Origin of the sequence: Allobosea sp. 2KB_26 (assembly GCF_052115715.1) — a bacterium.
Classification (GTDB): Bacteria; Pseudomonadota; Alphaproteobacteria; order Rhizobiales; family Beijerinckiaceae; genus Allobosea.
Genome location: NZ_JBFRHE010000021.1, coordinates 64818 through 77347 on the forward strand (window position 1 = coordinate 64818; position 12530 = coordinate 77347).

The window sequence follows — 12530 nt, forward strand, 5'->3', positions numbered from 1 at the left end:
GCTAGGAATGGCATGGCCCTGAAGGCGATTTCGAAGGCGATGACCCGCAGCGAAGAATCGATCAAGGACCGTGCGAAACAGGATGGCATCGGGATCGCCAAGCTCCGCTAGACCATCGGACCGGACATCCTATCGCGTCCGGGGATCCGACCCTTTGTGTTTGCATCGGCTTTGCCCCGAAATCCGCAATCCGCACTTCAGGCCGATGCTTTGGCCCTTTGGAGGAGGCGACCCGTGCCGACATTCGTGACGATCGGATATGGAGACCGTGAGGGCTACGACCGTACCCCGGTGGCCGTGCGAGACGCCGCCCACGCCCATGATGCGAAGCTGCGGAAGGACGGAGTGTTGATGGGTATCGCGGGCGTTCCCGTGCAGGTGCGCAATCCCGATGCTGCCCGTGTGGAAACGGCCAATGGTCCATTCATGACGTCGTCATTGCCGGTGGCGGGCTTTGCCATCATCGGAGCCGCCGATCTGGCCGAGGCCATCGCTATGGTTTCACGAACGCCCTGCGCCGTGGCCCACGGTGTCGGTGAGGTATGGCCGCTCGAGCAGCGGCCATAAGACGGCACGTCGCGCTGCGGCCACGCGATTGCGGTGGCGGGGACATGCAACCATGTCTGTCCCGTTCGGTTCCACGGGACTGTCACGGGTCTGTCGAGCGGCGCCCCTGCTGCCGAATGTTCCGCGCGCGTTGAGGCTTAGCGCTCAGGCGCTCGTGGGGCCCCGGCGGCCTGGCGCGGCAGGCTGATGCGGACCAGCAGGCCGCGCGGCTGGTTGTCGTGCAGGCTCAGCTCGCCATCATGGGCGGCCGCGATCGACCGGGTGATGGCGAGGCCGAGGCCAAAGCCTTCTGTATCGATCCGCCCGCGGGCTTCGTCGCCGCGCATGAAGGGCTCGAGCAGGCGCAAGCGATCGGCTTCCGGAATACCGGGGCCATCGTCGGCCACCTCGATCAGGAGGGCATCGGTTTCGTCGCGAAGGCGGATGATCACCTGCGTGCCATGGCGCACCGCGTTCTCGACGAGATTGGTCACGGCGCGCTCCAGCTGCTGGGCATCGCCGGTCGCGACGACCCGTCGCGGCCCCTCATAGCGCGTCGGCGTGCCGATATCGCTGAACTCGTCCGCGACGGTCTGGAGCAGGCTGGAAAGATCGACGGCACCGCGCGTCTGGCGCCGGTCGGCATCGCGCAGATAGGACAGCGCGCCCTGCACCATGGTGCCCATATGCTCCAGATCGCGGGTGAACTGAGCGCGCAGGATAGCGTCCTCGATGAACTCGACGCGCAGGCGCATGCGCGTGATCGGCGTCCTCAGGTCGTGGCTGATCGCCGCCAACATGCGTGTGCGGTCGGCAAACATCGCATGGATCCGGTCTCGCAAGCGGTTGAGGGCGCGCGCGGCGGTGCGGACTTCGATGGGGCCTTCCTCGCGCAGCGGCGAGGGATCGCGGTCGATCGAAAACTCCTCGGCAGCCGTGGCGAAGCGCGCGAGCGGCGCCGTGATGCCGCGCGAGGCCCAGAGCGTCAGCGCGCCGATATTGAGCCCGAGCACGATGATCGTGGCGACGACCAGAATGGAGATGGGGCGCGGTGGCGGTGTCCCCGTCCCGCCGGCCGCGATCTCGACATCGAGGCCCGTGCCGTCGGGAAGCCGGATCGAATAGCCTTGCGGCGGCCTCTCTCCGTCCGGCGCCGGGTTCGGCTGCACCGCAAAACCCTCGCCCAGGCGCTGCGCCATTCCCTCCGCGGCGAAAGGATGGGGCTTCGATGGCAAGGGGGCAGGGTCCGTGCCCGATAGCGCGAACCGGAAGCGCCGGTCGGCCGTGTTCGCGGTCTCGACGACCATCTGGCGCAGGGGCGGCGGCGTCTGGGCCACCAGCTTGGCGATCGTCGCGACGCTCTCATAGGCGGGCGGGCCCGGTCTGCCGCGGGGCGCCTGCCAGACCAGCGTGACGGAGAGAACGAGATAGAGCAGGCCGATCACGCCGACCACGAGCAGCGCGATCTGGCTGCCGATCCGGGCGGGCAGGCGAAACGGGTGGATCATTGCCGTGCGACGGCGGGCGTGAAGAGATATCCGCCCGAGCGGATCGTCTTGATCAGTTCGGGTTCGCGCGGCTCGCGCTCGATCTTCTGGCGCAGGCGGCTGATCAGGATATCGATGCTGCGCTCGAACGGGGTGGCGGCGCGCCCCTGCGTCAGATCAAGCAGGGCATCGCGCGCGAGCACGCGCCCGGGCCGCTCGCAGAACACCCGCAGCAGATCGAACTCGGCGCCGGTCACGGCGACGCGGACATTGTCGGGATTGGTCAGCTCGCGGTTATTGGCATTCAGCGTCCAGCCCGCGAAGGCAAACGAGCCGGGCGGCTCGTTTGGATCGGCCTGTCCGCCGCCCCGTCGGCGCAGCACCGCCCGGATGCGGGCCAAGAGCTCGCGCGGGTTGAACGGTTTGCCGAGATAGTCGTCGGCGCCCATTTCGAGGCCGATGATCCTGTCGATATCCTCGCTGCGGGCGGTGAGCATGATGATCGGCATCTGCGTCGTCAGGCATAGCCGCCGGCAGATCGAGAACCCGTCCTCGCCGGGGAGGTTGAGATCGAGCACGATCAGGTCGAAGCTGCGCTCCCGCAGGATGCGGTCCATCTCGCGCCCGTCGCGCGCGGTCGAAGTCCGCATGCCGTTCTGCGAGAGGTAGCGCGCCACGAGCGTGCTGATGTCGCGATCGTCCTCGACGATCAGGATATGCGCCGATGCGCTCACGTCAGGTTTCCAGGCTTCAACGGCTGCGAGCATATCGGAGGTGCAGGCCCCATGCAGCCGTCATCGTGGCTAAGGCATCGGCAGGGCCGAAGCATCGGCCGGAAAAGTGGATTGCGGTTTTCGGGGCAAAGCCGATGCCATCACAGTTGGTTAGATCATCGGACCGGATACGATATCCGGTCCGATGATCTAAGGCCGATAGGCGACATCGCGACATCTGATCGTGCCGTCCGAAGCGATCCGGGCCGTTCCGATGGCTTGCTCCCGCCCCGTCACCGGATCGCGATAGACCATGCGACCGCAGGCCGAGGCCGTGTCGGTGGTGTCGGGGCCGAAGATGCGCAAGAGCACCACGCTGATCCACATGGCTGCCGCGGCCAGGACCCCCAGGGCGCGCCTCAGCGACGAACCCGACCGCAAGGGTGAAACGATATCCGGCATGGGCGCTCCGACGCTGCGTGAGACTGCCGGATAGGTCGCGTTTGTGGCCCCAGTGCCGAACGGATGTTGCTGGAGTGTTTCCGTTTGTATCCCCCGTGCATCCTCTGCATCTGGCGCAGAACGGGATTGGAGCCTTGCCGACCGTGTCGGGCCAACTACTCGGCATCGCCCTGCATCGACGGGTGGGCACTCCTGAAGGCAGGGTGTTCGTTGCACAATCGCTCGACCCGCAGGACGCGCGTGCAATGCTCGATCGGCACCTGGAAACGCCGCGCTGCGTAGAGCTGGGGCAGAAGGTAGACATCCGCCAGACCGGGCAGGGGGCCGAAGCAATAACCCTCGTCGCCGATCAGCGCCTCGACTGCGCTGAGCCCCTGTCCGATCCAGGTGGCGATCCAGGCCTTAATCTCCGGCTCGGCCTGCCCGAGAGTCTGCCTGAGATAGGACAGCGGCGCGATGTTGTGGAGGGGATGAATGTCACAGCCGATGATCGCTGCGACAGCCCGGACCTTTGCGCGCATGACCGGGTCGCGCGGGAGGAGAGCCGGGGCCGGACAGATCTCCTCGAGATATTCGATGATGGCGGGTGATTGGGTGAGGATGGTGCCGTCGTCGAGCTCCAGGGCCGGCAACCGGCCTTGCGGGTTGAGGGCGCGATAGCTCTCGCCATGTTGCTCTCCGCCGTTCCGGACGAGATGAACGAAGCTCGGCGTGACCTCGAGCCCCTTGAGCGCGAGCGCAATGCGAACGCGGTATGACGAGGTCGACCGCCAATAGGTATAGAGTTTCATCCCGTCCCTCCTTTCGATCATGCCGCATTGGGGCGACATCGTCCCAATGCAGAAAACGTGATCGACTCCAGTCGTTTAGAGCATGCTTTGTGGGAAAAGCCGTTGCCGCTTTTTCGCAGCATGCTCCAGCGCGCAACGATGACAGCCCGGCCTTGATCGTGGCCAGTTGGTGCGAGCCCGGCGTGCCTGCCCCGGGCGTTCAGGATGATCTCGTTGCCATCGTCGCGAAAGTCCCGTTCCGCGCCGGAGGCCGGATGGATCGACAGGGTGCTGCCGCGGGCCGGGACGTCGACGGCGGCGAACAGGAGGTCGTGACGGGGGCGACGCGGCAAGGCTGCCCGCCTACCAGGTCGCGCGCAATCCGGCGGTGACGGCGTGCGCCGTGGTGTCCGTGTTGAGGCTGACATCATAGCCGGCGAACAGCGTGACGTTGTGGCCGGCCCGCGTCGACAGGCCTACGCCCAGGATCGCGCTGTCGCGCGCGACCCGCGCACCCTGCACGGCGAAGCTTGCCGCCGGCGCCCCGATGAAGGCGGTGTCCAGCACCATCGCATCGTCGAGGAATTCGTGCTGCCAGCGGCCGCGCGCCTCGACGGCGACATGGTGCGCGCCAAGATCGAACTGCCCAGTGAGCCGCGCGCCGAGGCTGCCGAGCAGGCTCGATGCCGATTGCCCGCCGCTGGTCAGGCCGATGCTGCCGGCGCCGGTCTCGCTGAAGCCGTCCTGCCGCAGATAGGTATAGCGCAGGGCGGCCAGAGGCTCGATCGTCGACCAGCCGAGATCGATGGCACAGGCGGCCTCGAGCGCGCCGGTGAAGCGGTCGGCGCCGTAATCGGCGTCCGCCCGGCGCGAGAGGCCGCCGAAGCTGATGCTGCGCTGCGTCTCGAGATCGAGGCGGGCATAGGCGAGGATGCCGTCGAGGCGCAGCGTTCCGCGCGCATGGCTGGCATAGACGGCACCTTCATAGGCCTTGATGCTGCCCTTGCCGTTGAAATTCCGGAAATCGGCGTCGGTGCTGGAAAGGCCGAGGCTGAAGCCGAGCAGCAGGGAGGGCGTGACCTGCCGATCGACGCCGCCGATCACCCCGCCGCTGCGATAGTCGGTGCTGCCGGCATTGACATCGCCGCCGATCCTGCCGGCGAGGGCATAGCCGCGCAGCCAGGCGTTGTGCGACGGCGCAGCCTCACCCCAGGCGGAAGCCTGTCCCGACGGCAGCCGGCTCAGCATCGCCGCGGCCGGGCTGGCCGTCCCGCCCGAGGCATAGGCCATTGCCGCACTGCCCGAGGTCGGCTCAGCCTGGCCGGTGCGCAGATCGGTGATCCGCTGCGCGATCATGCTGCCGAAGGGCGCAAAGCCTCCGAGCGCCAGCGTGCCGAGGCTGGCATGGGCTTCGCCGGTGAGGCCAGCGAGGGACGTGCGGGCCCCATCGCGCGTGCCGGCTGCCTGGAGCACGCCCGCCACGCCCCGCAGATCGGCATCGCCCCCGGCAAGGCCGCGCTCGAGCGCGGAAGCGGCCGCGCATTGATTGGTCGAGGCGCAGACGCCCGGTGCGTCGAAGGGCAGCGTGCGGATATCGAGATGGGCCGTCTTCGGCTCGTAGCGCAGGCTTGCCTGGATGAAGGGCGCCGTGCCGTCGCCGACGGGGCCTTCGACGCCGTCGAAGCGACCGACGAGGCCTTGTCCCGCCGTGATCACCGGCATGGTCAGGGCGCGCGGAAGCAATTGCGGGCCGCCGGCCAGCGCCACCTGACCGGCCAGGCCGGCCGTTCCCGTGACGGACAGATGGTTCAGCCCGCCCGTGGCGTCGAGTTGCTGGATCAGGAGGCCCCCGGCCTGCTGCACATAATGGCCGTCGATGGTCAGGGTCCCGACGCCACGCGCGTCGCCGGCCCAGACCGCGCCGGCATTCTCGACTTGGCCCGTGATCAGGCCGGTGCCGGCGAGCGTGCCCGCCACGCCGATATGGGTCTGGGACGCGATGCTGCCCATCACCGACAGGAAGCCGCCCTCGACGCGCGTCGCCCCGGCATAGGTGCTGTGACCGGTCAGGACGAGTTCGCCATTCCCGCGTTTGACGAGGCCGCCCGCGCCGACGATGTCGTTCTCGAAGAAGGCGAGGCCATTGGGCTGCTCGACGACGAAATCGCCCCAGTCGAAACGGCCGGGGCCGAGCACCGCCTTGCCGACATCGAGAAGGCCGTAGCCGTAAAGCGCATCGACGCCGGGATCGCCAATGTCATAGGCCGTGCCGAGCAGGGTCTGGCGCACCTGGTCGGCGCTGAAGAACGGAAACATCTGCCAGACCAGGGCCGCCGCGCCGGAGACATGGGGAACGGCGTAGGAGGTGCCATTGACCTTGGTGTAGCCGCCATTGACGGCGGCGACGATGATCGGGTCTTCGGGATAGGGCGAGGGGGTCCACCAGTCGCCGCCGCCGGGCGCCATCAGGCACCAGTTCATGGCCACGCCGCAGCGGTTGTTGTAGAAGGGCTCGTAATTGGGCCCATGGGCCGCAACGCTCAGCCAGCCGCGCTCCAGCTCGGGAAAGAGGTAGGGCAGGCCGGCGTCGTAAAGGGGCTGGTCTCTGCCGTCGTTTCCGGTTCCGCGAATGATAAGGGCGCCTGCTCCCACCGCACGACGATAGGCCTCCACCACTGGCCGCTCCGCGTCGAGAATCCCCTGCCGGGTCACTTCCGTGATGGCTTCGTCGCTGGCCCAGCTGTTGTTGATGATGCGCACACCGCGCGCGAGCAGATCGTCATAAGCTCTGGGCAGACCGTCAGAATTGAAGGCACCGCCATCGCCGAGCCCGGCGCTGATCACGGTTGCTCCGGGAGCAACGCCATGCATACCGACGCCGTCCCTGTTGCCGACAATCACCGAACTGACCCCGACGGCATGTTGGTTGGGCGCGACAGAGCTGCTTTCGTTGAAATAGCTGTAGCCACCGATATAGCGGCCGGCGAGCTCGCTGTGGCCGGCATAAGCGATGCCGGACTCGACGACACCAATCACGATCCCCCGGCCATCGAGGCCACGGGCATAGGCCTCCGCGGCGCGGATCGCTTCGAGCCCCCACTGCGCCAGGTATTCGGGCGTGCGCCAGCTCTGGGGATCGGTGAGCAGGCCGCGCGACTGGGCCGCGGCCACGCTGGGGAGAGCCGTCGACAGCAGGAGGGCTGCGACGGTGGGCTTAGCCAGGAAAGTCACGCGGGCCTCTCTGTGGGAAACGGGCGGGCCCGGGTCACGAGCCACGGTCCAGATGCTCTCAGGTATCGCGGCACCGTCAATACGGCAGATGCCGTAGATCGGACGCCGTCGATGTGACAATGCCGGCGCGCGGCGGGCGGGCGCCACGCGTCTGGCTCGACGGCGCCGAGGTCGCGGATGTCTACGGGCGTTTCGCCGATATCCAGCTCACCCCCGAGCCGGTCATCGAAATCTCGGGGGCGAGCGGCGTTCCCATGCTGCTCGCCATGGCGGCAAGCAGGCCGTGGCGCGGCCATGTGCCCGGCCCGAACGGGCTGCCGGGCGGCTATCCCGTGCGGCTGACAGATGGGGCGCTCGAACTCGACCTTCCGAACGCTGTCGCCGAAGCTGAGGCGATTGCCTGGAACGCCTCATTCGAGGAGGAGAACGGTCTCGTCGTCTCGCCGCAAGGCCATGTCAGCTTCACCGGCATCCTCGGCGACAGGCTCGCCGACCATGTTCCTGCTCTTCGCAAGGCCTTCCCCGTCCGGGAGCTGGAAGTGGTTTGCGAGGACCTGCTTCAGCTGCGCTTCGCCCTGATGACGGCCTAACGCATGCTACGAAGATGGGGAAACGAATTCCTCTAAGCTGTTGGATTTGATTCCGTTTTCTGCGTTCTGCCGGTTCGGTTCAAACGCAACGTGATCGATCGAGCCTGCCTTGATTGGGCATCGCGCGCCGCTCCTTTGCCTGGGGCGCCGACGCGCCAGGTCCGCCCGGCAGCACCTCGACCTCGATCCCCAACACCTCATCATGGGAATGATCCGCAGCGTCCCCCGCATGGCGTCGAAGCGTAGCTTCGTCAGTGGGGGGACCTGCGAGACGGCGATGGACTTTTGCACCGTGCGAGACCAGCGTCTGGGTAGAGACCGGGCTCGGCCCGCCATTCTCGGCGGACGAGAGCGCGGGAACCGAGCCAGGAGGTCCCGATGACCGGCCAAGCCAGCAACCCGACCCTCGACGCCCGCCTCGGCGAGGTGACGGAACGCATCGCCCGGCGCTCCCATGACACGCGCCGGCGCTATCTCGACCGGCTGGCCGCAGCCGCCGAGGCCGGACCGCGCCGCCAGCGGCTCGGTTGCGCCAACCAGGCGCATGGCTTTGCCGCCTGTGCGCCGGGCGACAAGGCGATGCTGCGCGCCGGCGCGGGCGCCAATCTCGCCATCGTCACCGCCTATAACGACATGCTCTCGGCGCATCAGCCCTATGAGCGCTTCCCCGAGCTCATCCGCGCCACGGCGCGGGCGGCAGGCGGGGTCGCCCAGGTCGCCGGCGGCGTGCCCGCCATGTGCGACGGCATCACCCAGGGCGAGGCCGGCATGGAGCTCTCGCTGTTCTCGCGCGACGTCATTGCGCTGTCGACCGCGGTTGCCCTGTCGCACCAGAGCTTCGATGCGGCCGTGTTCCTCGGCATCTGCGACAAGATCGTACCGGGCCTCATCATCGGCGCGCTGTCCTTCGGCCATCTGCCGGCGGTGTTCATTCCGGCCGGCCCGATGACGTCTGGGCTGTCGAATGACGACAAGTCGAAGGCGCGCCAGCTTTTCGCCGAGGGCAAGGTCGGCCGCGAGGCCCTGCTCGAGGCCGAGGCGCAATCCTATCACGGCCCCGGCACCTGCACCTTCTACGGCACCGCCAATACCAACCAGATGGTGATGGAGATCATGGGGCTGCACCTGCCGGGCGCCTCCTTCGTCAATCCCAACACGCCGCTCCGCGATGCCCTGACCCGGGCGGCGACCGAGCGGGCGATGGCGATCACCGCGCTCGGCAACGATTATACTCCGGTGGGGCGCATGCTGGACGAGCGCGCCTTCGTCAATGGCGTGGTCGGCCTGCATGCCACCGGCGGCTCGACCAACCACACCATGCATCTCGTCGCGATGGCGGCGGCCGCGGGCATCCAGCTGACCTGGGACGATTTCTCCGAGCTTGCAGAGACGACGCCGCTGCTCACCCGGATCTATCCGAACGGCAAGGCCGACGTGAACCATTTTCATGCCGCCGGCGGCATGGGCTTCGTCATTCGCGAATTGCTCGGGGCAGGGCTGCTGCATCGCGATGTCGAGACGATCTGGGGCAGCGGGCTCGACGCCTATGTCCAGGAGCCCGCGCTCGGCGCCGACGGTTCGCTGGTCTGGCGCAACGGTGCCGGCAGCAGTGGCGACGAGACGGTGCTGCGCGGCACCAAAACCCCCTTCCAGCCGACCGGCGGGCTCACGGTTCTCACAGGCGATCTTGGCCGGGCCGTGATCAAGACCTCGGCCATTGCCAGGGAGCGCCATGTCATCGAGGCCCCGGCCCGCATCTTCCACAGCCAGGAGGCGCTGCAGGCCGCCTTCAAAGCCGGCGCGCTCACGGGCGACCTCGTCGCAGTGGTGCGTTTCCAGGGGCCGCGGGCCAATGGCATGCCCGAATTGCACAAGCTGATGCCGCCGCTCGGCGTGCTGCAGGATCGCGGTTTCAAGGTGGCGCTGGTCACCGACGGACGGCTCTCGGGCGCCTCCGGCAAGGTTCCGGCCGCCATCCATGTCACGCCGGAAGCCGTCGAGGGCGGGCCGATCGCACGGATCCGCGACGGCGACCTGATCCGGGTGGACGCAGTGGCGGGAACGCTGACCGTGCTGGTCGATGCGGCGGAATGGGCCGCGCGCGCGCCGGCGCAGGCCGATCTCGAAGCCTCGCATTGGGGCGTCGGGCGCGACCTGTTCGCGTCGTTTCGCGCCGCCGTCGGAACCGCCGATACGGGCGCGACGATCTTTTCCGGTGCCTAGCTGTATGCGGTGCCTGCCGCCGCCATGCGCACGATCCACTCTCGACCCAACTGCGTCAGCCGGGCGTTCTTGTGGATGTTCATCCGGTTCCTCCGAGGGGTCTGAAACTTCGCAACCTCAGCTTCCTCGCTCGGGACCGGATGAACTATCTATTGAGAGCTCACATCTAGCTGCGCTGTCATCCGGTCGTTGAGGCCGCCGGCGGGCGAGAACGGATCTCACGCGCAAAACTCTGGATTGCAACGGGAGAAAGGAGAAGGGCCGTTTGAAGACCGATTTCCTCCAGGTGCGAAATCTGTTCTCGAAGACAACAGCCTGCGTGGCGGGGCGGCCATGTGATATCGGAAGGCCACCTTCAAATATTTGTTCAGCGGCGACGCGACCTTTTGCTTGAAAGTAGCAGGTCCTGGATGTTCTATGACAGGAGAAATTGATCAGAGCGTCAAAGTTCTGGGCTCTGCGGAGGATGGAATCCATGCCGCGAGTGGAGCGCCATAGTCTTCCGCTGAACGAGTTTCCTAATCCGCCAAAACGGACTGATGTCATCATTCAAATTGAGCGGATACTTTCAAGTCCGGACTTTCTCGCAACTGAACGTATCAGGCGATTTTTATCATATGTCGTTCATGAGGCGATTGATGGCCGAAAGCAACGCTTGAAGGGCTACACGATTGCTGTCGAGGTCCTGGGGCGAAGCCCCGATTTCGATCTTCAGAACGACCCCGTGGTGCGCATCGAAGCCGGCCGCCTCAGGCGCTCGCTGGAGCGCTATTACCTTAAGGCAGGTCGCGCCGATTGCGTCCTGATCGATATCCCCAAAGGGACCTATGCTCCCGAGTTCAGCTGGATACAGGCCCCTTTCGACGAGTTGCCTTCGCCACCATCCGCGACCCCTGTCGATGCCGGGAGGGAGCAGCGTACACGGCCCTGGTTTGGGACTGCACTTGCACTGGCGATCGCGAGTATGGGCCTGGCGTTTTCACTATGGCTGGCGCGTCCGCAGCAAAACGCCCTTCCGGCGAGAGCGTCAGGTGATCGACCTGCCCTGATCGTCAGCCCGTTCTCCAATCTTTCCGGCGATGCCGAAACGAGTTGGCTTGCGGCGGGGATGACCGAGGAGATCATCTCCCAGCTGGCAGAAACGCCAAGGTTCATCGTTTTCAAGCGCGGGTCGGCACCGATCAAGCCGCCTGGGGCCGCAGATCCCGCACGCATGTTCATTCTGGAGGGCAGCGTTCGCACTTCGCGAGGAGTGCTCAGGGTGAATGGCCGCGTCCTCGATCCGGCGAGCGGCGAGGTGCTCTGGTCGCAATCCTATGACGGCGATCTGCGGAACACCGACACGCTCTGCGCAGAGGCCACGATAGCCATGAAAATCACGTCGGCGATCACCAGAGCGGGAGGCGCCTTTCTCCGCGGCCTCGATGCACCGACTGTGCCGGCCACCGGCGCGAGGGAGCAGCGGGCGGCCTGCTTATGAATCAAGGCTCAGGCCGCGGATGCGAGCGTGCGGCCCGGCCAGTTCCACCTCAGTGGAGAAGAGATATGGCGAGACCAGGAGAAATATTGCTGGCGAGTGATTTCTCGCCACGCTCGGACCGGGCGCTGGACCGCTCCCTGAGGCTCTCCGGGGAGTGGGGCGCAACCCTTGCCATTCTCCATGTCGAGGAGCCGCCGGAGCGCCAGGAGAAGCCGGCCGATCTCATCCGCCGCGATTTGCGCGACGAACTGCCGCCCCAGGCCAGCGTGGCGGAGCTCGTCATCCGCATCGGCTCCTTGCCGGCCGTCCTGGTCGAGGAGGCGAGGGAACGGCACAGCGGGGTGATCGTGACGGGCGTCGCACGGCACAACAGCATCGGCGACTACATCCTGGGCACGGCTGTCGACTACATCGTTCGCAAGGCGTCGGTGCCGGTGCTCGTCGTCCGCCGGCGAGCCGATCGTTCCTACGGGCCTGTCATCGTCGCCACCGATTTCTCGGAATGCTCGCGCCGGGCCCTCATGGTCGCGGCCGATTTCTTTCCCCACGCCGGGCTGAGGCTGCTCCACGCCTACTCCGGGCCGGGTGTCCGGATGAACTTTGAAGGCAAGAGCGAGCATAACGAAACGGAAGCCAGGGAGCAGATGACCGCATTCCTGGAGGCTGCCAGGCTGCCCGCGGAAACCGCAAGGCGAATTGAAACCGAGCTCGACGAAGGAGGCATCTCCTCGGCCATCGAGCGCTGCCGCCGCGCCATTGGAGCGGAATTGGTCGTCCTGGGCCGAACGGGACGGAGGGAAATCGTCCAGGCCCTGCTCGGCAGCAAGGCCGAAACCATCCTGAACACAGTTCATTCCGACATCCTGATCGTTCCCTAGGTGTGAGCTCTCAATAGGTTGTCCATCCGGTCCCGAGCGAGGAAGCTGAGGTTGCGAAGCTTCAGAGCCCTCGGGGAGGAACCGGATGAACATCCACAAGAATGCCCGGCTGACGCCGCTGGGTCGAGAGCGGATCGTGCGCATGGCGGC

The 12530-nt window shown here is 66.6% G+C and carries 11 protein-coding genes; 5 read left to right on the plus strand and 6 right to left on the minus strand.

What is annotated here, in order from left to right; genetic code table 11:
* Positions 1-234 precede the first annotated feature (234 nt).
* Positions 235-567, plus strand: coding sequence for a YciI family protein (locus AB4099_RS31200; RefSeq protein WP_441480940.1), 333 nt, complete (start codon positions 235-237; stop codon positions 565-567).
* Between the two features lie 137 nt (positions 568-704).
* Here AB4099_RS31200 and AB4099_RS31205 read toward each other — a convergent pair whose 3' ends face one another.
* The 6 genes from AB4099_RS31205 to AB4099_RS31230 form a co-directional block, all read right to left on the minus strand.
* Positions 705-2054 carry an ATP-binding protein gene (locus tag AB4099_RS31205; protein ID WP_441480941.1) on the minus strand — a complete coding sequence of 450 codons (1350 nt, stop codon included), beginning with the start codon at positions 2052-2054 and terminating at the stop codon, positions 705-707.
* The gene (locus tag AB4099_RS31210) at positions 2051-2800 is read right to left on the minus strand and encodes a response regulator (RefSeq protein WP_441480942.1); all 750 of its coding nucleotides are present in this window, start codon (positions 2798-2800) and stop codon (positions 2051-2053) included. The genes AB4099_RS31205 and AB4099_RS31210 overlap by 4 nt, the downstream gene beginning before the upstream one ends.
* 156 nt (positions 2801-2956) lie before the next feature.
* Positions 2957-3208 carry a hypothetical protein gene (locus AB4099_RS31215; protein WP_113518998.1) on the minus strand — a complete coding sequence of 84 codons (252 nt, stop codon included), beginning with the start codon at positions 3206-3208 and terminating at the stop codon, positions 2957-2959.
* 155 nt (positions 3209-3363) lie between these two features.
* Positions 3364-3999 (minus strand): maleylacetoacetate isomerase, encoded by a 636-nt coding sequence (gene maiA / locus AB4099_RS31220; protein WP_441480943.1) that lies wholly within the window; start codon positions 3997-3999, stop codon positions 3364-3366.
* A 17-nt stretch (positions 4000-4016) separates the two neighbouring features.
* Positions 4017-4331 (minus strand): hypothetical protein, encoded by a 315-nt coding sequence (locus AB4099_RS31225; RefSeq protein ID WP_162768510.1) that lies wholly within the window; start codon positions 4329-4331, stop codon positions 4017-4019.
* Between the two features lie 10 nt (positions 4332-4341).
* Positions 4342-7209: an autotransporter domain-containing protein gene (locus AB4099_RS31230; protein WP_441480944.1), complete on the minus strand. Its 2868-nt coding sequence runs from the start codon at positions 7207-7209 to the stop codon at positions 4342-4344.
* 119 nt (positions 7210-7328) lie between these two features.
* Between AB4099_RS31230 and AB4099_RS31235 the strand changes: the two genes are divergently transcribed.
* The 4 genes from AB4099_RS31235 to AB4099_RS31250 all read left to right on the plus strand — a co-directional run bounded on the left by AB4099_RS31235 (position 7329) and on the right by AB4099_RS31250 (position 12380).
* Complete coding sequence (locus AB4099_RS31235) at positions 7329-7799, plus strand: hypothetical protein (RefSeq protein ID WP_441480945.1); 471 nt, start codon at positions 7329-7331, stop codon at positions 7797-7799.
* Between the two features lie 378 nt (positions 7800-8177).
* Complete coding sequence (edd, locus tag AB4099_RS31240) at positions 8178-10022, plus strand: phosphogluconate dehydratase (protein WP_441480946.1); 1845 nt, start codon at positions 8178-8180, stop codon at positions 10020-10022.
* Positions 10023-10497: 475 nt separating this feature from the next.
* On the plus strand, positions 10498-11502 hold the full coding sequence (locus tag AB4099_RS31245; RefSeq protein ID WP_441480947.1) for a hypothetical protein: 1005 nt from the start codon (positions 10498-10500) through the stop codon (positions 11500-11502).
* Between the two features lie 65 nt (positions 11503-11567).
* Positions 11568-12380 (plus strand): universal stress protein, encoded by an 813-nt coding sequence (locus AB4099_RS31250; protein WP_441480948.1) that lies wholly within the window; start codon positions 11568-11570, stop codon positions 12378-12380.
* Positions 12381-12530: the final 150 nt, after the last annotated feature.